Source organism: Halomonas sp. H5, assembly GCF_050613175.1.
GTDB lineage: Bacteria > Pseudomonadota > Gammaproteobacteria > Pseudomonadales > Halomonadaceae > Bisbaumannia > Bisbaumannia salifodinae.
On the sequence record NZ_CP192510.1, the window covers coordinates 3409580 to 3431365 of the forward strand.

A 21786-nucleotide genomic window follows, 5' to 3' on the forward strand; every position below is an offset into this window, starting at 1 on the left:
CGGCGTCGGAGCGGGAGCGAACTGCACCGGGATCGCGGCCGCTCGGGACACTACGGCGGATCGCCGTCCCTGGGCAGGTGCCGGGCATTGGCCTCGGTCTCCAGGCCGCTCTTCAGCTCATGGGTCAGGGGGTCATAGTTGGGGCGAAGCTCGTCCTTGACGGTGCCGCTCCACAGCCGGGAGCCGACGAAGTAGCCGGCGCGGCCGATCACATGGGCGGCCACCGGGGCGGTCATCAGGATAAAGACGATCACCCCGAAGGCCCGGGCCACCACCGCCACCTCGGCGAAGTGCAGGGCCACCGCCAGCATCACCAGGCTCACCCCCAGGGCGGCGGCCTTGGTGGTGGCGTGCATGCGGGTCAGCAGGTCCGGCAGGCGCAGCACCCCCACCGCCGCCAGCAGCATGAAGACGGCGCCGCTGAGCAGCAGGGTTCCCTTGATCACCTCAATCATCACGGGGCCCTCCGCGTTCCAGGAAACGCGCGAAGCCGATGGCGGCCAGGAAGGCCATCAGTGCCATGACGATGGTCACGTCGAGGAAGCTGGCCACGTCGGTCTGGATGCTGATGACCCCGATGATGCCGACGATCAGGGTCGAGAAGAGCTCCAGGGCCACCACCCGGTCGGGCAGGCTGGGGCCCTTGATCAGGCGCACGAAGGCCAGGCACAGCGACAGGCCCATCAGCGCCAGGGTGAGCTTGATTACGACATCCATGGCGACTCCTTATCAGCGAAACAGGGCCAGGGCGCGCCGCTCCATCTCGGCGAGCCCATCGCGCAGTGCCGCCTCGTCATCGAGGAACATGGCGTGGATATACAGCACCTTGCGATCGTCGGAGACATCCAGGCTGAGGGTGCCCGGGGTCAGGGAGATCAGGTTGGCGACGAAGGTGATCTCGAAGTCGGTCCTGGCGGTGAGCGGCATGGCGATCACCCCGGGGCGCATGTGCCAGGGCGGGGTGACGATATCGAAGGCGACGCGCAGGTTGGCCTTGACCAGCTCCTTGATAAAGAAGCCCACGAAGAGCAGCAAGCGCGGCACCCGCTGGGCATAGCCCGCCAGCCCCGGGACCTGGGACTGGATCAGCGCCAGGGCCAGGTAGCCGAACACCAGGCCGGCGAGCAGGTTGAGGCCGGAGAAGTCGCCGGTCAGCACCACCCAGGCCAGGGTCAGCAGCAGGTTCCAGGCCGCGCCGATCATGGCGTCACCTCCGTGCCCAGCACCGCCTCGATATAGCGGCCGGGATCCATCAGTTGCGCCGCCGAGGCCTCGGCCAGGGCGTAGATGGGCGCCCCGTAGAGGCCGATGGCCAGGGTGCACAGCGCCAGGCCGACGATGGGCAGGTAGAGCAGCCACTGCTCCCGCTGGGAGGGGGCCGCCGGGGCGGGCTCGGCGCCCTCCGGGGTGGCCTTCCAAAACACCTCGGCCCAGATCTTGACCATCGAGTAGAGAGTCAGCAGGCCCACCAGCAGCGCCACGAAGGTGACCCCATAGGCCTCGGCCTCGAGGCCGGCGCGGATCACCACGAACTTGGCGAAGAAGCCCGACAAGGGCGGCAGCCCGGCCAGGGAGAGGGCCGGGATCAGGAACAGCACCGCAAGCCAGGGGTGGCTCTTGTAGAGGCCGCCCAGCTTCTTGAGCTGGTAACTGCCCTTGAGGCGATGAACGAAGCCGCTGACCAGGAACAGATTCGTCTTCACGATGATGTGGTGCATGATGTAGAAGACCCCGCCCACCAGGGCCAGCGGCGTGAACAGCGCCAGCCCCAGGATCATGTAGCCGATCTGGCTGACGATATGGAACGACAGGATGCGCCGGAACTCGAACTGGGCCGCCGCCCCCAGCACCCCGGTGAGCATGGTCAGGCCGGCCCCCCAGAGCAGGATCTCGTGGGTGTAGTCGGGGCTCTGGTTGAAGATCAGGGTAAAGACCCGGTAGAGCGCATAGACCCCCACCTTGGTCAGCAGGCCGGCGAACAGCGCCGAGACCGCCACCGGCGGCGTGTGGTAGGAGGCGGGCAGCCAGAAGAACAGCGGGAAGGCGGCGGCCTTGATGCCGAAGGCGACCATGAACATCATCGCCAGCACGTCCACCAGCCCGCCCTCCTCCAGCTGTCCCAGGCGCTGGGCGATATCGGCCATGTTGAGGGTGCCCACCAGGCCATAGAGCAGCCCCACGGCGCTGAGGAAGATCACCGAGGAGAGCAGGTTCAGGGCCACGTACTTGATGGCGCCCTCCATCTGCGCCTTCTCGCTGCCCAGGATCAGCAGCGCGAAGGAGGCCACCAGCATCACCTCGAACCACACATAGAGGTTGAAGATATCGCCGGTGAGGAAGGCCCCCGCCACCCCGGCCAGCAGCAGATGCATCAGCGGGAAGTAGCCGAAGGCCTCGTGGCCACGACCGACGGTGGCCAGCGAGAAGAGCGCCACGGCGAAGCCGATGATGCCGGTGAGCACCACCATGATGGCGCCCAGCAGGTCGGCCACCAGGCTGATGCCGAAGGGCGCCGGCCAGTTGCCCATGTGCATGACCTGGATGCCGTCGCGGCTCACCGAGGCCAGCAGCCACAGGCTGGTGATCAGCAGCGCGGCGGTGCCGGCCACCGCCACCAGGCGCTGCATGCTGCGCAGCCGCCAGAACAGCAGCGACAGGGCCCCGGAGAAGAGCGGAATCAGGATCGGCAGTGCCACCTCGGGATTCACGTATCGGTATCCTTCATCTGGTCCAGGTCATCGGCCTTGACGATCTCGTAGGCCCGGCGAATCAGTACCACGGCGAAGGAGAGCACGCCGAAGGCGATCACGATGGCGGTCAGCACCAGCGCCTGGGGCAAGGGGTCGGCCACCGCCCCCAGCGGTGCCGTGGCGCCCTCCGGCACCAGCGGCGGGGCCCCGCGACGCATGCCGGCGGAGGCGAAGATCAGCAGGTTGGCGGCGTTGGAGAGCAGCATCAGGCCGATCACCAGCTTGACGATGGAACGCCGCAGCATCATGTAGATGGCGGTGGCATAGAGGATGCCGATCGCCAGGGCCATCAGGGGTTCCATGGCACACCTCCCGTCATCGCGCGTCGCTCAGTCATGACTCGCCTCCTCGCTATCGCCTTCCATCAGCGCCAGCACGGCGATCAACACCGAGCCCAGTACCACCAGGTAGACGCCGATATCGAAGATCAGCGGGGTGGAGAACTTGAAGTCGATCCAGGGGATCGTCCACCACTGGGCGGTCAGGAAGGGCTGCCCCTGCCACCAGGCCGGCAGCGCCGAGATCACCCCCAGGCAGAGCCCCAGGCCGATCAGGTCCTGGGGCGCCACCCGCAGCATCTGCCGGGTGGCCCGGGGGCCGAAGGCGAAGAGGTAGAGGGCGAAGGCCCCCGAGGCCACCAGGCCGGCGATAAAGCCGCCCCCCGGCTCGTCGTGGCCGCGCAGCAGCAGGAAGACCGAAAACAGCAGCTGCAGCGGCATCAGCAGGCGTGCCGCCACGTGCAGGATCAGGGTGCCCGATCTAATCATCCACGACCTCCCCCCGCGCCTGGCGGTCGCGCTCCTCGTATTCCCCGGCATGGAAGCGCAGCATGGCGAAGACGCCGATGGCGGCCAGGGCCAGCACGAACATCTCGCCCAGGGTATCCAGGGCGCGGAAGTCCACCAGGATCACATTGACGATATTGTGGCCATGCCCCAGCGGCTGGCTGTTGGCCACCATATAGTCGGAAATGCTGGGGAAGGGGTCGACGCTCACCACCTGCAGGATCAGCAGGGTGATCAGGCCCCCGGTGGCGGCGGCGACCACCAGGTCGCGGACCCGCTCCAGGGGCGAGGAGAGGCGCGCGAAACGCGGCAGGCGAAACAGCACCAGGATCAGCAGGATCACGGTGAGGGTCTCGACCAGCAGTTGGGTGATGCCCAGGTCCGGGGCGCTGAACATCACGAAGGTCAGGGCGATGCAGAAGCCCATCACCCCCACCGAGGCCACCGCCGCCAGTCGCGCCCGCAGCACGCAGGCCATCACCGCCCCGGCCACCATCAGGCCGACCACCAGCGCCTCGTGCAACTGCACGTCCAGGGCGAAGGCCAGCCGCGGTTCGTGGCGCACGAAGAGGGTCACCCCGGTCAGGCCCACCAGCACCAGCAGCATCATCACCAGGTAGTTGCGCATATAGCCGTTCTGCAGCAGCCGCGTCTGCCACTCGGCGACCTCGACGAGGGCGTTCATCAGGCGGAAGTAAGCCGCCTCGGGACCCCGCTCGATCAGCGGCTCCAGGGGACGCAGGGCGGCACGCCAGCCGTCCCAGTGGCGGAACAGCAGCAGGCCCAGGGCCAGGCTGACCAGCGACAGCAGCAGGGGCCCATTGATGCCATGCCAGAGGGTGAGGGAGGCCGTCACCGTCTCGCCGCGCAGGCTGGTGGCGGTGGCCGCCACCAGGGCCTCGGCGGCGCCGGGCCAGAGCCCCAGCAACAGCGACAGACCGGCCAGCATCAGGGGGCCCAGCAGCATGCTCCCGGGCCCTTCCTGGGGCGAGCGGGGCAGCTCGCGGCGGGCCCGATAGAAGGGGCGAATGCCGACGATGGCCGCCGCCGCCAGGGTCAGGATGGCGGCGATCAGGGTCGCCGGCAGCAGCACGCCGCGCCAGCCGCCCTCCCAGGCGGCGGCGAACAGCAGTTCCTTGGCGACGAAGCCGAACAGCGGGATCACCCCGCCCAGGGAGAGGGCCGCAACGGCGGCGCACAGGGCGGTGACCGGCATCACCCGGCGCAGCCCGCCCATCAGGGCGATATCCTTGGTGCCGGTCTCGTGATCGAGGATGCCGGCGACCATGAACAGCGCCCCCTTGTAGAGGGAGTGGGCCAGCAGGAAGGTGGCGAAGGCCACCATGGCCTCCTCGCTGCCGATGCCCAGCAGCAGGGTCAGGGTGCCCAGCGCCATCACCGTGGAGTAGGCCAGCAGCTTCTTGATATTGGTGTGGCGCAGGGCCAGGAAGGCGCCGGTGAGCATGGTCAGGGCACCGATCAGGCACAGCCAGGCCTCCCAGGCGGGGGTGCCGCCGAGGGCCGGCGAGAGCCGCGCCAGCAGGTAGACCCCCGCCTTGACCATAGTCGCCGAGTGCAGGTAGGCGGAGACCGGGGTGGGCGCCGCCATGGCATTGGGCAGCCAGAAGTGGAAGGGGAACTGCGCCGACTTGGTGAAGGCGCCGGCCAGCAGGCAGAGCAGGATGGGCAGGTAGAGATCATGCCCGCGGAGCAGCTCGCCGCGATCGTTGAGGTCCTGCAGCGACCAGCTGTCGCCGGCCAGGGCCAGCAGGATGAGGCCGGCCAGCAGCGCCAGGCCGCCCCCCACGGTGACGAAGAGCCCCTGCAGGGCCGACTTGCGCGCTTCGAGGTCGGTGTGATTGAAGCCGATCAGCAGGTAGGAGGTGATGCTGGTCAGTTCCCAGAAGACGAACAGGCTGACCAGGTTGTCGGCCAGCACCAGGCCCAGCATCGACATCATGAAGGCCAGGATCACCACGTGGAAGCGCACCAGATCGGGGTGCCCCTTGAGGTAGCCGCTGGCATAGATCAGCACCAGCACGCCGATGCCGCTGATCAGCAGCGCGAAGAGCAGCGACAGCCCATCGAGCAGGAAGGTCAGGGTGATCTCCAGGCCGGGCACCCAGGCCTGCTCGAAGACCAGGGTCTCGCCGGCCACCACCGCCGGCAGCTGCCCCAGCAGCCAGAGCAGCAGGGCCCCGGGCAGCAGGGCCAGGACCCAGCCGGTTCGCTCGCCGAACCAGCGATGCAATAACGGCGCGAAGGCCGCCAATACGAAGCCCCCCAGCACGGCGAGTTGCACGATAACGACGCTCCTCTGTCTGCCCGTTGGCGGGCCATGTGGGCACGGCCTACCGCCTGCGACGGGGTCGATTCGGCGAGTCGCCGACGGCCAAGCGCCAGCGAAACGGTGAGGTAAACTCTAGCGATTCAAGGGGCTGCCGAGCAAGCCGAGGGCTCGGCGACCCGCGCCCTTTACTGTACAGTAGTGCGGCCTCGACGCCAGCAAGGCGCGTGCCAAGGCCCTTGCCTCGGGGCGCAATAACCGGTATCAAACCCACGTTTTCGGAGCCACCCAGGACGACCGAACGATGATCTTGCCATGGATTCCCTTGCTGGCCCTGCTCGGCGTCGTGGTCCCGCTGCTGACCCGGCAGCGCGGGCGACGCTTCTGCAGTCTGGCCACGGCGGCCCCGGCCGCCCTCGCCCTGCTGCTGGTCCTTTCCCAGGTGCCGACGCTGCTGGCCGGCGACCTGCCGCGCTTCCAGTTGGCCTGGGTGCCGCAACTGGGCCTCGACCTGGCCTTCCGCCTCGATGGCCTGTCACTGCTCTTCGCGAGTCTGATCCTGGGCATCGGCCTGCTGATCCTGCTCTACGCCCATTACTACCTCGAGGCCCACGAGCCCTTCGCGCGTTTCTACAGCTTCCTGATGCTCTTCATGCTCTCCATGGTCGGCATCGTCATGGCGGACAACCTGCTGCTGCTGTGGCTGTTCTGGGAGCTGACCAGCCTGTCGTCCTTCCTGCTGATCGGCTTCTGGTCCCACTGGACCGACGCCCGCAAGGGCGCGCGCATGGCCTTGACCGTGACCGGCGCCGGCGGCCTGGCCCTACTGGCGGGCCTGCTGCTGCTGGGTGACATGGCGGGCAGCTTCGACCTGGGCGTGGTGCTGGAGAGCCGCGAGGCGATCCTCGCCGACCCGCGCTATCCGATCATGCTGGTGCTGGTACTGCTGGGGGCCTTCACCAAGTCGGCGCAGTTCCCCTTCCACTTCTGGCTGCCCCACGCCATGGCGGCGCCCACGCCGGTCTCCGCCTACCTGCACTCGGCGACCATGGTCAAGGCGGGGATCTTCCTGATGGCGCGCCTGCATCCGGCCATCGCCGGCAGCGAGGCCTGGGAACTGATCGTCACCCTGACCGGCATGGCCACCCTGCTCTACGGCGCCTGGTTCGCCCTGCTCAAGACCGACCTCAAGGCGATCCTGGCCTTCTCCACGGTGAGTCACCTAGGCCTGATCACGGTGCTGCTGGGCATCGGCAGCCCGCTGGCGATCCTCGCCGCCCTCTTCCATATCCTCAACCACGCCACCTTCAAGGCGGCGCTGTTCATGAGCGCCGGTATCATCGATCACGAGACCGGCGTCCGCGAGCTGGGTCGCCTCGGCGGGCTGCGTCGGGCCATGCCGATCACCGCCCTGCTGACCAGCATCACCGCCGCGGCCATGGCCGGGGTGCCGCTGTTCAATGGCTTCCTCTCCAAGGAGATGTTCTTCGCCGAGGCCGCCGCCTCGCCGCTGCTGGGGGGCCTGAGCTGGCTGCTGCCGGTGCTCGCCACCCTGGGCGGTATCCTCTCGGTGGCCTACTCCCTGCGCCTGGTGCATGCGGTCTTCTTCAAGCCGGCGCGCAAGGAGACCCCCAGGTCGCCCCACGAGCCGCCGCGGCTGATGCGCGCCCCGGTGGAACTGCTGGCGGCCCTGTGTATCCTGGTGGGCCTGCTGCCGGTGATCGCCGAGGTGCCCCTGGGCCTGGCCGTCGAAGCCGTACTGCTGGCGCCCCTGGAGTTCCATCTGGCCATCTGGCACGGCCTCAACCTGCCGCTGCTGATGAGCGCGATCGCGCTGATCGCCGGGGTGCTGCTCTATGCCCTGCATGACCACCTGCGGCAGTTCGGCCGCCAGTTCGCCCCCATGGATGCGCGGCTGATCTTCGAGGCCGCCGTGCAGCGACTGGCAGCGACCAGCCAGCGCCTTACCACCCGCCTGGAGAACGGTTCCCTGCAGCGCTATATGAGCTGGCTGCTGGGCGCGGCGCTGCTGCTGGGGGCCGTCGGCCTGTTGCAGCTGCCGAGCCTGGCCGGCGCCCGCCCCACCCAGGAGGCCGACGGCATCCTGCTGCTGGGCGCGGCGCTGCTGATCTTCGGCGCACTCGGTACCGTGGCCACCCACCGCTACCGCCTGATCTCGCTGCTGATGCTCTCGGTGGTGGGCCTGGTGGTGTCGCTGACCTTCGCCCGCTTCTCCGCCCCCGACCTGGCGCTGACCCAGCTCTCGGTGGAGGTGGTGACCATGATCCTGCTGATGCTGGCGCTGTTCTTCCTGCCCCAGAAGACCCCCCGTGAGTCCTCGGCGGGACGCAATATCCGCGACCTGGGCCTGGCCGCGTCCCTGGGCATGGTGGTGGCCAGCCTCAACTATGCGGTGCTGACCCGCGATAACCACGGCATCTCGGACTTCTTTATCGCCAACAGCGTGCCCGGCGGCGGCGGCCACAACGTGGTCAACGTCATCCTGGTCGACTTCCGCGGCTTCGATACCCTGGGCGAGATCACCGTGCTGGCCCTGGCCGGCCTGGCGATCTTCAAGCTGCTCAATCGCCTGCGCCTGTTCATGCCCCACAGCGACGGCGAGGGGCGCGTCTGGTCGCCGGACCGCTATCCGCTGATCCTGACCAGCGTTTCCCAGGCGCTGCTGCCCCTGGCGCTGCTGGTCTCGGCCTTTATCTTCCTGCGCGGCCATAACCTGCCCGGCGGCGGCTTTATCGCCGGCCTGATCACCGCCGTGGCGCTGATCCTGGTGTATATGGCCCGCGGCGTGGAGTGGACCCAGGTACGCCTCGACTTCCAGTATCAGCCGGTGGCCATCGCCGGGGTGGCCATCGCCACCCTCACCGGCCTGGGCAGTTGGCTGTTCGGTCGGCCCTTCCTGACCTCGGCCTTCGGTCACTTCCATATCCCCGCCATCGGCGATATCGAGCTGGCCACCGCCATGCTCTTCGACCTGGGGGTCTATCTGGCGGTGGTGGGGGCGACCCTGATGATCCTCGCCAACCTGGGCAAGCTGACCACGCCCCACCGCCCCAGCAAGGAGGAGAAGCACTGATGGAAAGCCTCTATGCCGTGACCACCGGCGTGCTCAGCGCCTGCGGCCTGTTCCTGACCCTGCGCGGACGCACCTTCCCGGTGGTGGTGGGCCTGACCCTGCTCTCCTATGCGGTCAACCTCTTCCTGTTCTCCATGGGCGGCCTGACCACCGATGGCGCGGTGATCGTCGATGGCCCCAGCGACTATGCCGATCCCCTGCCCCAGGCCCTGGTGCTGACCGCCATCGTCATCGGCTTCGCCATGACCGCCTTCGCGGTGATCCTGGCCATGCGCGCCCGGGGTGACCTGGGCAACGACCATGTGGACGGCGAGGACAACCGGGAGGATCGTTCGTCATGATCCAGCACCTGATCATCCTGCCCATCGTGCTGCCCCTGGTGGCCGGGGCCATCCTGCTGCGCAGCCGCGGCGGCGCCACCCGCCCCAAGCGGATCATCGGCGTCACCGCCACCGCCCTGCTGGTGGCGGTGAGCATCGCCCTGGTGGCCCAGGCGGCCGGCGGCGAGGTGACCTATTACGCCCTCGGCGACTGGCGCCCGCCCTTCGGCATCGTCATGGTGCTCGACCGCCTCTCGGCGCTGATGGTGCTGCTCACCTCGCTGCTGGCGCTGGGCTGCGTGGTCTTCGCCTGCGGCGGCGATGACGAGCAGGGCAGCAACTTCCACGGCCTCTTCCAGTGGCAGCTGATGGGCATCAACGGCGCCTTCCTCACCGGCGACCTGTTCAACCTCTTCGTCTTCTTCGAGGTACTGCTGCTGGCCTCCTATGCGCTGCTGATGCATGGCGGCGGCAAGGCGCGCATCCAGGCCGGGCTGCACTATGTGGTGCTCAACCTGGCCGGCTCGGCGCTGTTCCTGATCGCCGTGGGGGTCCTCTACGGCGCCACCGGCACCCTCAACATGGCCGACATGGCCCAGCGCCTGGCCACCCTGCCCGCCGAGCGGGCCGGCCTGGTCAGCGCCGGCGGCCTGATGCTGCTGGTGGTGTTCGGCCTCAAGGCGGCCATCCTGCCCCTCTACTTCTGGCTGCCCAGGGCCTATGCCTCGGCACCGGCGCCGGTGGCGGCGCTCTTCGCCATCATGACCAAGGTCGGCGTGTATGCCATCCTGCGGGTCTATCATCTGGTCTTCGGCGACCAGGCCGGGGCCCTGGCGGCCCTCGACCAGCCCTGGGTGTGGTGGCTGGCGCTGGGCACCCTGGTGATGGCCACCCTGGGCGTGCTCTCCGCCCGCGACCTGCGCCTGCTGGTGGCCTATCTGGTGCTGATCTCGGTGGGCACCCTGCTGGCCGGCATCGGCATGCGCAGCGAGGCGGCCACCGCCGCCCTGCTCTTCTACCTGCCCCATACCACCCTGGTCACCGGGGGCCTCTTCCTGCTCGCCGAGCTGATCGGCAAGCAGCGCGGCAAGGCGGGGACCCGCATCGTCAAGGGGCGGCCGCTGCACAATGCCTCCCTGCTGGGCGTGCTCTTCCTGGTGGGCGCCGCGGCGGTGGCCGGCCTGCCGCCGCTGTCCGGGGCCATCGGCAAGGCGCTGCTGATGAACGCGGCCAACGCCGAGCAGCAGCCCTGGCTGTGGCCGCTGCTGCTGCTGGCCGGGCTGGGCAGCATGGTGGCCCTCTCCCGGGCCGGCTCGACCTTCTTCTGGCGCAGCCACGCGGGCGACCCCATAGAACAGCCCCTGGCCAAGCGTCAGCTGTTCGGCGTGGCCTGGCTGCTGGCCGCCTCGCCGCTGCTGATGTTGCTGGCCGGCCCGGTCAGCGACTATACCCAGGCGACGGCGGAGCAACTCACCCACCCCAACCTGCATATTCGCGCCCTGCTGCCCGAGACCACTGATGGAGGCGAGGCATGATCACTCCCCGCTCCTGGCTCCCCACCCCGTTGATGTCGATCCTGCTGCTGGTGGTCTGGCTGCTGCTGGTGCGCAGCCTGGCCCTGGGCCATATCCTCCTCGGCAGCATCCTGGGGATCCTGATACCGCTGGCCACCCAGCGCTTCTGGGACGCCCAGCCCCATATACAGAAGCCCTGGCTGCTGCTGCGCTTCGCCCTGCGGGTGCTCGGCGACATCATCGTCGCCAACCTGCAGGTCTCCTGGCTGATCATCAACCCCTGGCGGCGCATGCGCCCGGCCTTCGTCGAGTATCCGCTGATGCTCGAGCAGCGCTTCACCATCACCCTGCTGGCCAATACCATCAGCCTGACCCCGGGGACGGTCTCTTCCAACCTGCGCATGGACGGCAAGACCCTGCTGATCCATGCCCTGGACGTGGAGGACGAGGAAGCGCTGATCGCGGAGATTCGCGAGCGCTACGAGCGGCCCCTGAAGGAGATCTACGAATGCTAGATACGGCACTTTGGATCAGCCTGGCCCTGGTACTCGCGGCACTGGCGCTGAACGTCTACCGCCTCACCGTGGGGCCAGACATGCCGGACCGGCTACTGGCCCTGGATACCATGTACGTCAACTCCATCGCCCTGATCGTGCTGCTGGGGCTGTGGCTCAATACCAAGACCTATTTCGAGGCGGCACTGCTGATCGCCATGCTGGGCTTTATCAGCACGGTGGCGGTCTGCAAGTACTTGCTGCGCGGCGATATTATCGAATAGGCGGCGGAAGGAACGGACGCTATGACTATCTTCGTGATACTGGAAGGGGTGATCTCGCTGCTGCTGATCGCCGGCGGCGCCTTTATCTTTATCGGCTCGCTGGGCATGGCCCACCTGCGCGACTTCTATATGCGCCTGCATGGCCCCACCAAGGCCACCACCCTGGGGATCGGCTGCATGCTGATCGCCTCCATGCTCTATTTCTGGGTCACCGAGGGCAAGCCCGATATCCAGGAGATGCTGATCACCCTCTTCCTGTTTATCACCGCCCCGGTGAGTGCCCACCTGCTGGCCAAGACCGGCCTGCACCAGAAGCTGCGCCACGCCGACAAGACCCGCGGCAAGCCGGTGGAGCTGCGCCCGGAAGAGGTCGGCGAGAAGCCGGTGCCGCACCCGGACCGGGGCCACGGCTAGGTCGCAGAGGCGACGCAAATGGGCATGGCGCCGGGTACTACTACGGGTACCCGGCGCCACTCAGCCATTCCAGCGGCGATAGCCCGGCTCACCACCCCTGGCTATGGGTCTTGACCAGTTCGGCGAACAGGCCGATATGGTCGTCCCGGTCGTTGAGGGCCGGGATATAGCGATAGGTCTTGCCCCCCGCGGCGAGAAAGTTCTCGCGGTTCTCCTCCTCCAGTTCCTCCAGGGTCTCCAGGCAGTCGGCGGCGAAGGCCGGGCTGATGATATCCACGTGCTCGACGCCGTCGCCGCCCCAGGCCTTGAGGGTCTCGTCGGTATAGGGCTTGAGCCACTCCTCGCGGCCGAAGCGTGACTGATAGCAGAGTTGCCAGTCGTCCTCCCCGAGCCCCAGGGCCTCGGCCACCAGCTCGCTGGTGCGCCGGCAGTGACGCGGGTAGGGATCGCCCTGGTCGGCATAGCGCTTGGGAATGCCGTGGTAGGAGAACATCAGCTTGCCACGCTCGCCGTCATGGGCCGCCCAGTGCTCGCGGATGCTCGCCGCCAGGGCGCCGATATAGGCCGGATGATCGTGGTAGTCACGAACGAAGCGCAGCTCCGGCAGGTGCGGGCAGCGGGCCAGGGAGCGCGCCAGGCCATCGAAGACCGCCGCCGTGGTGGAGCGCGAGAACTGCGGGTAGAGGGGTAGCACCAGGATCCGCTCGGCACCGGCCTGGCGCAGCCTGAGGCCCGCCTCCACCAGCGAGGGGTTGCCGTAGGTCATGGCCAGTTCCACCGGAATGGGCTCCCCCAGCTCCGCCTCGAGACGCTCGCCCAGGGCCCGCTGCTGGCGCCGCCCGATGGCCAGCAGCGGCGAGCCCTCGTCGGTCCACACCGAGGCATAGGCCTTGGCGACCCGGGGCGGACGAAACCGCAGGATGACCCCATGGAGGATCGGCCACCATAGCCAGCGCGGCGCATCCACCACCCGGCGATCGCCGAGAAACTCCGCCAGGTAGCGGCGCACCGCCTGGGGGGTGGGGGCATCCGGGGTGCCCAGATTGACCAGCATCACGCCGAATCGGGGGGGGGACATAACGGGCTCCTGATAGCGTTGACGACGACGCGCCGAGGTCTTTGAATCGCCGACCCATTGTATCAGTGGACCACGATAAGGCGGAATAAAGTTATACTATTGACACTATTTGTATAACTATAACAACGCCTCGCGATCGCGGGCGTCCGATAGGGGGAGAGGCGGGAGAGGCGTCGCCGGGGGACGGCGACGTAAGGGCCCTCGTTAGAAGGCCAGGGGAATCCGTGAGGTCAGGGAATCGTGATAGTGGGCCTGGCGACCGACCACCTCGTCCTCGGGCGCATGCTGCACCAGGTAGGCGCGATGGATACCGGCACGCTTGAGCTCCAGGTAGACATCGTCCAGGGCGCGGAACAGCATCGGCTTGCCGGCCCGGGTGAGGAGATCGCGCTTGCCCTCCAGGTCTTCCACCTCCACCTGGCAGAAGCTGCTGCCGGCATGGGTGATCACGCGAATCTCGAAATTGTCATGACTGGCCACGAAGGCCTGCAGATGATGAATATCCATAATCCCTCCAAAGCAAAGCAGGTTACTCTTCCCTGCACACTGAATGCATCAAATGACAACGAGATGACACTCAGGTAGTGGTCGTATGACCTTTGCCTTGCCCGGAGGGTTCCCCGGCCGATTGCCGGTTACTGATATTCCGAGGGATCGATGGCCTTGCCCAGCGAGTGAGAGGGCTACGATCCACCCACTTGCCGGCCTTGGTCTCGGTTACTGATATTCGGAAGGGTCGATGGCCTTGCCCAGGGAATTGCGATCCACCCACTTGCCGGCCTTGGTCTCCTTGTAGCGGAACACCACCCGGTCGCCCACGGTGACCGGCAGCTCGGCGTCTTCGGTCTGGTAGCTGTAGGTCTCGCCGTCCACCACCAGCTGGTAGCGGTAGAGGTCGGGCATGCCCAGCCACTCCTTGAAGGGGCCCTCCCGCTCCAGGGACTGCAGCTCGCCGCGGCCCTCCAGCTTGGGGGTGCGCTTGCGGCCGCCGCGTCGAAATCCGCCTGCCATGGTTGTCTCCTGTCGATGATCGAGGGTCGCGATTATACGGGGCCGGGCCCAGGCCTCAAGTCGTTATCACTCGTTCATGTGTTGACCGTAGCTGTCCGGAGCCAGGTCCTCGAAGCGGGTGTACTTGCCGATAAAGGCCATATGCACGGTGCCGATGGGCCCGTTACGCTGCTTGCCGATGACCAGCTCCGCCAACCCCTTGTTGTCGGGGTTGTCCGGGTTGTACACCTCGTCACGATAGACGAAGGCGATGACGTCGGCATCCTGCTCGATGGCCCCGGACTCACGCAGGTCCGACATCACCGGGCGCTTGTTGGGGCGCTGCTCCAGGGAGCGGTTGAGCTGCGACAGGGCGATCACCGGGCAACCGAACTCCTTGGCGATGCCCTTCAGGGAGCGGGAGATCTCGGAGATCTCGCCGGTACGGTTCTCGGAGAAGCCGGGGATCTGCATCAGCTGCAGGTAATCGATCATGATCAGGCCGATATTGCCGTGCTCCCGGGCGATGCGCCGCGTCCGCGAGCGCATCTCGTTGGGCGACAGGGCCGCGGTATCGTCGATGAACAGCTGCTTGTCCTTGAGCAGGTTGACCGCCGAGGTGAGCCGCGGCCAATCCTCGTCCTCCAGCTGGCCGGTGCGCACCCGGGTCTGGTCGATGCGCCCCAGGGACGACAGCATCCGCAGCATCAGGGCATCCGCCGGCATCTCCATGGAGAAGACGATCACCGGCTTGTCGCCGGAGATCACCGCATGTTCCACCAGGTTCATGGCGAAGGTCGTCTTGCCCATCGAGGGCCTTCCCGCGATGATCACCAGGTCCGAAGGCTGCAGCCCCGAGGTCATGTCATCCAGGTCGCGGAAGCCGGTAGAGAGACCGGTCATCTGCCCCTTGAGGTTGAACAGCTCGTCGATGCGGTCCACCGCCTTGGCCAGCAGCTCGCTCATGCCGATGGCGCCACCGGACTTGGGGCGCTCCTCGCTGATCTGGAAGACCAGTCGCTCCGCCTCGTTGACCAGCTCGTCGGCGGGACGCCCCTGGGGGGCGAAGGCGCTCTCGGCCACCTGGTTGGCGGCCTGGATCAGCTTGCGCAGGGTGGCCCGCTCGCGAACGATCTCCGCATAGGCGCGAATATTGCTGGCCGAGGGGGTATTGCGGGCCAATTCCGCCAGATAGGCCAGCCCCCCCACCGTCTCCAGTTGATCGCGGTTCTCCAGGGCCTCGGAGAGGGTCACCACGTCCAGGGGGTGGGCGCCCTCCGCCAGGGTCTGCATGGCATTGAAGATCAGCCGATGCTCGTAGCGATAGAAATCATTGGCGGTGAGCCGCTCGGAGACGGTATCCCAGGCCTGGTTGTCGAGCATCAAGCCGCCCAGCACCGATTGCTCCGCCTCCAGGGAGTGGGGCGGCACCTTGAGGGCGGCGGTTTCCTGATCGGACTCGGCGAATTCATTCATGACGCGATACGGCCTTGGCTGGAACGATACGGCTCGGGGGCGAGCCCGAGCATTCTACCCCAAGCGACCGCCGGGCCCCATGCCCGATGTGGCTCGGGCGAGCCGAGGGATCGCCAGAGACGCGAAAGGCCCCGGGGGACGAACCCCCGGGGCCTTTCCTGCCCCGCCACCCGAAGTGGCGGGGCGAGTGGCGGGCCGCTTACTCGGCGACCACCACGATGCGCACGGTGGCGCCGACTTCGGCATGCAGCTGCAGGTCGATGTCGTACTCGCCGGTGGCACGGATCGGGCCTTCCGGCATGCGCACTTCGCTCTTGGCGACGTCGAGACCGGCCTGGCTCAGGGCCTCGGCCAGGTCGCGCGGACCGATGGAACCGAACAACTTGCCCTCGTCACCGGCCTTGGCGACCAGGGACAGTTCGATCTCGGACAGCTCGGCGGCACGCGCCTCGGCCACGGCCTTGCGCTCGCCGGCCTGGGCCTCGAGCTCGGCACGCTGGGCCTCGAAGGCCGCCACGTTGTCCTTGGTGGCCGGCACGGCCAGGCCGTACGGGACCAGGTAGTTGCGGCCGTAACCGGCCTTGACGGTCACCTGGTCACCCAGGCCACCCAGCTTGCCAATCTTGTCGAGCAGAATGACTTCCATCTCGTGAACCTCTTGTCAGTCGCTGCGGGCCAGGCGTTCGCGGAAATCCGCGAAACTATCGATAACGGCCAGCAGCAGCACAATCAGAATCGTGGGCCAGGTGGCGATCAGCAGTACATAGAAGGCCACCAACCAGAGCCCGTTCATCCCCTTGATACCGATAATACCGTGAATCAGCGCGATGCCAGCGACCAGCAGGGGCACCCAGGTGAGCATGGCCAGGCCGGGGAGCAGGACCAGGCCAACGATCCCCAGCACCAGCAGGATGGCGAATTCGCGAGGCGCCAGGCGCAGGCCATGGAACTCCTCGCGGAAGCCGCCGGGGTTATAGAGCCCCGCCTGCCAGGCGCGCCCCAGGGCCAGGCAGCCCACCGCGGCCAGGCTCACCATCACCCCGGTCACGCCCCCCACCAGTAGCGTCGCCAGCTGTTCGGTGGCGATGCCCTGGTTGGCCAGCTCGCGGAGCATGGCATCCACCTCCGCCGAGCCCTGGCGCAGCTGTTCCAGCAGCGGGCCCACGCCCCCGGGGGGCACGAAGACGCCAAGCTGGACCATCACCGCCGAGGCCAGGACCCCGACGATCAGCGCCTCGCTCCAGCGCGCCCGCGACCGCAGCACCACCGCCATCAGGGTAGCCAGCAGCACACAGGCCAGGGGAATCACGTCCCCCTGCATCCACCACCAGCCGGCGGGCAGCGCGGCGGCGAGGATCACCGGCAGGGCCGGCGACATGCCACGGCGCAGGGTCACCAGGGCGGCGATGGCGGCGCTCAGCCAGAACAGCCAGGGCACCAGGGCGGCAATTGCCGCCGCTGCCACCGCCTGGGGCGTTCCGCGCATCAGCCATCGGGCGAAGGGCAGCATCGCGAAGCCGGAATTACTGGTGGCTGTCGGAGTAGGGCAGCAGGGCCAGGTAGCGGGCGCGCTTGATAGCGGTGGCCAGCTGGCGCTGATAACGGGCCTTGGTGCCGGTGATACGGCTCGGCACGATCTTGCCGGTTTCGGTGACGTAGGCCTTGAGCGTATCGATGTCTTTATAGTCGATCTGCTTCACGCCTTCGGCGGTGAAACGGCAGAACTTACGGCGACGGAAAAAGCGTGCCATTGTAAATCTCCTCTGGGCGTGCGGAATCAGTTAGCTTCGGCGGTTTCGGCGCTGCGCGGCTTTTCTTCGCGACGCGGACGCTTCTCTTCTGCCGGCTTCATCATCGGTGAGGCTTCGGTGATGGCTTCCTTGCAGCGCACGACCAGGCTGCGGATGATGGCGTCGTTGAAGCGGAAGATGTTCTCGATTTCCTCGAGGGTCTCGCCGCGGCACTCGACGTTCATCAGCACATAGTGGGCCTTGTGGATCTTGTTGATCGGGTAGGCCAGGTGACGACGGCCCCAATCTTCCAGGCGATGCACGCTGCCGCCGCTCTCGGTGACGAGGCTGGTGTAGCGCTCGACCATGGCGGGCACCTGCTCGCTCTGATCCGGGTGGACCATGAAGACGATTTCGTAATGACGCATGGTGGCTCCTTTCGGTTTGACAGCTTCCCTGGGCGGATGGCCCGAAGAAGCAAGGAGGTGATAGTGGAAACACTAACGCCCGCGCGAAGGACGCACGGGCGCCAGTATTCTAGAGACCCGCCCGGCACATTGCAACTTCCCCGACTCCCCACGCGCGCGTTCGGCTGACCTACATCATGACGCCCCCAAAGCGCCTGGCCGGCACCGGCGTATATTCAGCACATGTCCTATACTGGTGCGGTGCGCGCAGCACACCTTCGCCACCCGGCCAGCGCCCGGCCTCGGGATAAGGCCGACACTCAGGGATTCGAGATATGCGCCGTGGCACAACTGCTCTCCTCATCGCCGGGGCGATCGCCATCGCCGTCGGCCTCTACGCCTCACGCCAGTTCTTCGGCCCCGACCTGCCCGCCGGCCTCACCCAGGCCAACGGTCGTCTGGAAGCCGTCGAGATCGACATCGCCACCCTCAAGGGCGGCCGAATACTCGAGATCCACGCCCGCGAAGGCGATTTCATCGAGATCGACCAGCCTTTGGCGCAGATGGATACCGCCGTGCTCAACGCCCAGCATCGGGAGGCCCGGGCTCAGCGCCAGCGGGCGTTGATCGGCATCGAGACCGCCGAGAGCCTGGTGCACCAGCGCGAGGCGGAGAAGGAAGCGGCCGACGCCCAGGTCGCCCAACGCCAGGCCGAGACAAATGCCGCCCAGGCGCGCCTCACTCGCTCCCAGCGCCTGGCCACCCAGAATGCCCTGTCGCGGCAGGCACTCGACGACGACCAGGCTAGCTACGAAGGGGCGCGCGCCGCCCTGGCCGCGGCACGCGCCCAGGTCGCCGCCGCCGAAGCGGCCCTCGGCAACGCCCGGGCACTGGTCGTGGATGCCCGAGCCGCAGTGGAGGCGAGCGAGGCTACCATCGAGCGCATCCAGGCCGATATCGACGACAGCCTGCTCACCTCGCCCCGTAGCGGCCGGGTTCAGTACCGGGTCGCCCAGCCCGGCGAAGTCCTGCCCGCGGGAGGCACGGTCCTCAACATGATCGACCTGACCGACGTCTACATGACCTTCTTCCTACCCACCGAAGCGGCGGGGAGTACCGCGATCGGCAGTGAGGTGCGCCTCGTCCTGGACGCCGCCCCCCAGTTCGTGTTCCCGGCCCGGGTCAGCTTCGTGGCCGACGTGGCCCAGTTCACACCGCGCACCGTGGAAACCGCCGAAGAGCGCCAGAAGCTGATGTTCCGGGTCCGCGCCAGCGTCGATCCCGAGCTGCTGGAGCAGTACCTCCACCAGATCAAGACCGGCCTGCCGGGCATGGCCTACCTGCGCCTCGACCCTCAGGCCGAGTGGCCCGACCACCTGCAGCTCAGGCTACCCGAATGAACGCGGCGACAGCAGCGGCGCCCCAGCCCGGCGTCGTGGCCAGCTTGCGCGGTGTCGGCCTGCGTTACCGCCACACTCAGGCCCTCGCGGCCATCGATCTCGACCTCCCCGTGGGTCGCCTGAGCGGCCTGGTCGGCCCGGACGGCGTCGGCAAGTCCAGTCTGCTGGACCTCATCGCGGGGGCCCGGGCCGTACAGAGTGGCCGCGTGGAGGTCCTCGGCGGGGATATGGCCAGCGCGCGACACCGCCAGGCCATCTGCCCACGCATCGCCTACATGCCCCAGGGGCTGGGCAAGAACCTCTACCCCACCCTCTCGGTATACGAGAATATCGACTTCTTCGGTCGCCTGTTCGGTCACGGCCACCATGAGCGGCAACGCCGCATCACCGAGTTGACCCAGGCCACCGGACTCGAGCGCTTCCTCGACCGCCCCGCCGGCAAGCTCTCCGGGGGCATGAAGCAGAAACTCGGCCTGTGTTGCTCGCTGATCCACGACCCGGACCTGCTGATCCTCGACGAGCCCACCACCGGCGTCGACCCGCTCTCCCGCCGGCAGTTCTGGGAACTGGTCGAGGCCATCCGCGTCGAGCGCACGGGCATGAGCGTCCTGGTGGCCAGCGCCTACATGGAGGAGGCCGCCCGCTTCGACAGCCTGGTAGCCATGGACGCGGGACGCATCCTCGCCACCGGGACCCCGGACGAGCTGCTCGCCACCACTGGGTGCGACAGCCTGGAGGCCGCCTTTATCGCCCTGCTTCCGGAAGAGCGGCAGCGCGAGTACCACCCGGTGACGATCGCCCCACTGACCGATGCCGACGCCGAGATCGCCATCGAGGCCCACGACCTGACCAAGCGCTTCGGCGACTTCACCGCAGTGGACCATGTCAGCTTCCGGATCTCCCGGGGCGAGATCTTCGGCTTCCTCGGCTCCAACGGCTGCGGCAAGACGACCACCATGAAGATGCTCACCGGCCTGCTGCCGGCCAGCGAAGGTCAAGCCTCGCTGTTCGGCCAGGCGGTCGCCCCCGACGACCTGGAGACGCGCCGCCGCGTCGGCTACATGTCCCAGGCCTTCTCGCTCTACTCGGAACTTACCGTACGCCAGAACCTGGAGCTGCACGCCAGGCTGTTTCAGGTGCCCCAGGATGAGGTGGCCGCACGGGTCGAGGAGATGGTCGCACGCTTCGACCTGCGGGCCAGCCTCGACGCCCTGCCGTCCGCCCTGCCCCTCGGCCATCGCCAGCGGCTGTCGCTCGCCGTGGCCATGATCCACCGCCCCGAGATGCTGATCCTTGACGAGCCGACCTCCGGCGTCGACCCGATCGCCCGGGATGCCTTCTGGCGCACGCTGGTCGAACTCTCGCGGCGCGACGGGGTGACCATCTTCATCTCGACCCACTACATGAACGAGGCCGAACGCTGCGACCGCATCTCGCTGATGCATGCGGGTCGGGTGCTGGTCACCGACCGTCCCGCCGATCTCGTCCGCCAGCGCGGCGTGGAGAGCGTAGAAGACGCCTTTATCGCCTACCTGGAAGAGGCCGTCGCCGACGCCGAGACCGCCGCCCCGCGACCTTCGGCACCGGCGACACTCACCGCCAGCGAGGCGACGCCACCCGCCCCGCCACGGCTCGGCTTCGACCCCCGGCGCCTGCTCAGCTACAGCCGCCGGGAGTCCCTCGAACTGCGGCGCGACCCGGTGCGCCTGACCCTGGCCCTGATCGGCAGCCTGATCCTGATGATCGTGATCGGCTACGGCATCAACCTCGATGTCGAAGACCTCAGTTTCTCGGTGCTCGACCGCGACCAGACCACCCTGAGCCGCGACTACGCCGATAACATCGGCGGCTCACGCTACTTCATCATGCAGCCGCCGCTGGCCGATCATGCCGACCTCGATCAGCGGATGCTCGCCGGCGAACTCAGCCTGGCCATCGAGATCCCACCGGGCTTCGCCCGCGACCTGGCCCGGGGGCGCAACGTCGAGATCGGCGCCTGGCTGGATGGCGCCATGCCCACCCGCGCCGAGACCGCCCGCGGCTACGTGCAGGGCATGCATGCCCAGTGGCTGAACACCAAGGCCCGGGAGGCCGGGCTCGACGGGGCGCTGGTCCAGCCGGCGAGTCTCGAGGTGCGCTACCGCTACAATCCCGACGTCAAGAGCCTGGTGGCCATGGTCCCGGCGGTGATTCCGCTGTTGCTGATGCTGATTCCGGCCATGCTCGCCACCCTGAGCGTGGTGCGCGAGAAGGAGATGGGCTCGATCACCAACTTCTACGTCACCCCCACCACCCGCCTCGAGTTCCTGATCGGCAAGCAGCTCCCCTACGTGGCGCTCTCCATGCTCAGCTTCCTGCTGCTGATGGGCCTGGCCCTGTTCCTGTTCCGGGTGCCCTTCACCGGCAGCCTGGTCGCCCTGCTCATCGCCACGCTGCTGTACGTCGGCGTGGCCACCGCCCTGGGACTCTTGATCTCCACCTTCATGCGCAGCCAGATCGCCGCCATCTTCGGGACCGCCATCCTGACCCTGATCCCCGCCGTCAGCTTCTCGGGGATGATCGATCCGGTCACCTCGCTGGAAGGGGGAGGACGACTGATCGGCGAACTCTTCCCCACGACCCACTACCTGACCATCACCCGCGGCACCTTCTCCAAGGGCCTGGAGCTGGCCGACCTCGGCTCGGCCCTGGGGCGGCTGCTGGTGACCCTGCCGATATTGCTGGGCCTGGCGGCCCTGCTGCTGAAGAAACAGGAGCGCTGAG

The 21786-nt window shown here is 67.5% G+C and carries 23 protein-coding genes; 8 read left to right on the forward strand and 15 right to left on the reverse strand.

The features are described 5' to 3' along the window. Positions 1-50: 50 nt before the first annotated feature. From mnhG to ACQ1W9_RS15710, 7 genes are read right to left on the reverse strand one after another with little or no spacing between them, the layout of a single operon-like run. Positions 51-455, reverse strand: a complete 405-nt coding sequence (gene mnhG, locus ACQ1W9_RS15680; protein WP_431026458.1) for a monovalent cation/H(+) antiporter subunit G — start codon at positions 453-455, stop codon at positions 51-53. After that, a complete protein-coding gene (locus ACQ1W9_RS15685; RefSeq protein ID WP_346062516.1) occupies positions 448-717 on the reverse strand; it encodes a monovalent cation/H+ antiporter complex subunit F in 270 nt (89 codons plus the stop codon). The genes mnhG and ACQ1W9_RS15685 overlap by 8 nt, the downstream gene beginning before the upstream one ends. Positions 718-729: 12 nt before the next feature. Next, positions 730-1203, reverse strand: coding sequence for a Na+/H+ antiporter subunit E (locus tag ACQ1W9_RS15690; protein WP_346062517.1), 474 nt, complete (start codon positions 1201-1203; stop codon positions 730-732). After that, on the reverse strand, positions 1200-2708 hold the full coding sequence (locus ACQ1W9_RS15695) for a Na+/H+ antiporter subunit D (protein ID WP_431024209.1): 1509 nt from the start codon (positions 2706-2708) through the stop codon (positions 1200-1202). Before ACQ1W9_RS15695 ends, ACQ1W9_RS15690 begins: the two co-directional genes overlap by 4 nt. After that, positions 2705-3052, reverse strand: a complete 348-nt coding sequence (locus ACQ1W9_RS15700; protein WP_346062519.1) for a Na+/H+ antiporter subunit C — start codon at positions 3050-3052, stop codon at positions 2705-2707. Before ACQ1W9_RS15700 ends, ACQ1W9_RS15695 begins: the two co-directional genes overlap by 4 nt. A gap of 27 nt (positions 3053-3079) precedes the next feature. Continuing rightward, positions 3080-3517: a Na+/H+ antiporter subunit B gene (locus ACQ1W9_RS15705; RefSeq protein ID WP_346062520.1), complete on the reverse strand. Its 438-nt coding sequence runs from the start codon at positions 3515-3517 to the stop codon at positions 3080-3082. Further along, the gene (locus tag ACQ1W9_RS15710) at positions 3510-5837 is read right to left on the reverse strand and encodes a putative monovalent cation/H+ antiporter subunit A (protein WP_431024210.1); all 2328 of its coding nucleotides are present in this window, start codon (positions 5835-5837) and stop codon (positions 3510-3512) included. Before ACQ1W9_RS15710 ends, ACQ1W9_RS15705 begins: the two co-directional genes overlap by 8 nt. A 289-nt stretch (positions 5838-6126) precedes the next feature. On the opposite strand from ACQ1W9_RS15710, the gene ACQ1W9_RS15715 reads away from it, so the two are divergent. From ACQ1W9_RS15715 to ACQ1W9_RS15740, 6 genes are read left to right on the forward strand one after another with little or no spacing between them, the layout of a single operon-like run. After that, positions 6127-8916 (forward strand): monovalent cation/H+ antiporter subunit A, encoded by a 2790-nt coding sequence (locus ACQ1W9_RS15715; RefSeq protein WP_431024211.1) that lies wholly within the window; start codon positions 6127-6129, stop codon positions 8914-8916. Further along, positions 8916-9257 carry a Na+/H+ antiporter subunit C gene (locus tag ACQ1W9_RS15720; RefSeq protein ID WP_346062523.1) on the forward strand — a complete coding sequence of 114 codons (342 nt, stop codon included), beginning with the start codon at positions 8916-8918 and terminating at the stop codon, positions 9255-9257. Before ACQ1W9_RS15715 ends, ACQ1W9_RS15720 begins: the two co-directional genes overlap by 1 nt. Further along, a complete protein-coding gene (locus ACQ1W9_RS15725) occupies positions 9254-10771 on the forward strand; it encodes a monovalent cation/H+ antiporter subunit D (RefSeq protein WP_431024212.1) in 1518 nt (505 codons plus the stop codon). Before ACQ1W9_RS15720 ends, ACQ1W9_RS15725 begins: the two co-directional genes overlap by 4 nt. Beyond that, positions 10768-11265, forward strand: coding sequence for a Na+/H+ antiporter subunit E (locus ACQ1W9_RS15730; protein WP_431024213.1), 498 nt, complete (start codon positions 10768-10770; stop codon positions 11263-11265). Before ACQ1W9_RS15725 ends, ACQ1W9_RS15730 begins: the two co-directional genes overlap by 4 nt. Next, entirely contained in the window at positions 11259-11528 is a 270-nt protein-coding gene (locus ACQ1W9_RS15735; protein ID WP_346062526.1) for a K+/H+ antiporter subunit F, read from the forward strand. Before ACQ1W9_RS15730 ends, ACQ1W9_RS15735 begins: the two co-directional genes overlap by 7 nt. Positions 11529-11549: 21 nt before the next feature. After that, positions 11550-11942, forward strand: coding sequence for a Na+/H+ antiporter subunit G (locus tag ACQ1W9_RS15740; RefSeq protein WP_346062527.1), 393 nt, complete (start codon positions 11550-11552; stop codon positions 11940-11942). A gap of 88 nt (positions 11943-12030) precedes the next feature. Here ACQ1W9_RS15740 and hemH read toward each other — a convergent pair whose 3' ends face one another. From hemH to rpsF, 8 genes are all read right to left on the reverse strand, one after another. Further along, a complete protein-coding gene (gene hemH, locus ACQ1W9_RS15745; RefSeq protein WP_431024214.1) occupies positions 12031-13020 on the reverse strand; it encodes a ferrochelatase in 990 nt (329 codons plus the stop codon). A gap of 204 nt (positions 13021-13224) precedes the next feature. Beyond that, entirely contained in the window at positions 13225-13527 is a 303-nt protein-coding gene (locus ACQ1W9_RS15750) for a DUF6482 family protein (protein ID WP_431024215.1), read from the reverse strand. Between the two features lie 210 nt (positions 13528-13737). Further along, entirely contained in the window at positions 13738-14031 is a 294-nt protein-coding gene (locus ACQ1W9_RS15755) for a hypothetical protein (RefSeq protein WP_346062530.1), read from the reverse strand. A 66-nt stretch (positions 14032-14097) separates the two neighbouring features. Further along, complete coding sequence (gene dnaB / locus ACQ1W9_RS15760; protein WP_431024216.1) at positions 14098-15486, reverse strand: replicative DNA helicase; 1389 nt, start codon at positions 15484-15486, stop codon at positions 14098-14100. A 199-nt stretch (positions 15487-15685) separates the two neighbouring features. Further along, a complete protein-coding gene (gene rplI / locus ACQ1W9_RS15765) occupies positions 15686-16132 on the reverse strand; it encodes a 50S ribosomal protein L9 (protein ID WP_346062532.1) in 447 nt (148 codons plus the stop codon). Between the two features lie 15 nt (positions 16133-16147). Beyond that, a complete protein-coding gene (locus ACQ1W9_RS15770; RefSeq protein ID WP_431024217.1) occupies positions 16148-16996 on the reverse strand; it encodes a hypothetical protein in 849 nt (282 codons plus the stop codon). 13 nt (positions 16997-17009) lie between these two features. Further along, positions 17010-17237, reverse strand: coding sequence for a 30S ribosomal protein S18 (gene rpsR, locus ACQ1W9_RS15775; protein ID WP_146800863.1), 228 nt, complete (start codon positions 17235-17237; stop codon positions 17010-17012). 26 nt (positions 17238-17263) lie between these two features. Beyond that, positions 17264-17644, reverse strand: a complete 381-nt coding sequence (gene rpsF / locus ACQ1W9_RS15780; protein ID WP_195861767.1) for a 30S ribosomal protein S6 — start codon at positions 17642-17644, stop codon at positions 17264-17266. Between the two features lie 314 nt (positions 17645-17958). Here rpsF and ACQ1W9_RS15785 point away from each other — a divergent pair, with 314 nt between their 5' ends. Next, positions 17959-19023 (forward strand): HlyD family secretion protein, encoded by a 1065-nt coding sequence (locus tag ACQ1W9_RS15785; protein ID WP_431024218.1) that lies wholly within the window; start codon positions 17959-17961, stop codon positions 19021-19023. Then, positions 19020-21785 (forward strand): ribosome-associated ATPase/putative transporter RbbA, encoded by a 2766-nt coding sequence (gene rbbA, locus ACQ1W9_RS15790; protein ID WP_431024219.1) that lies wholly within the window; start codon positions 19020-19022, stop codon positions 21783-21785. Before ACQ1W9_RS15785 ends, rbbA begins: the two co-directional genes overlap by 4 nt. Position 21786 lies beyond the last annotated feature (1 nt).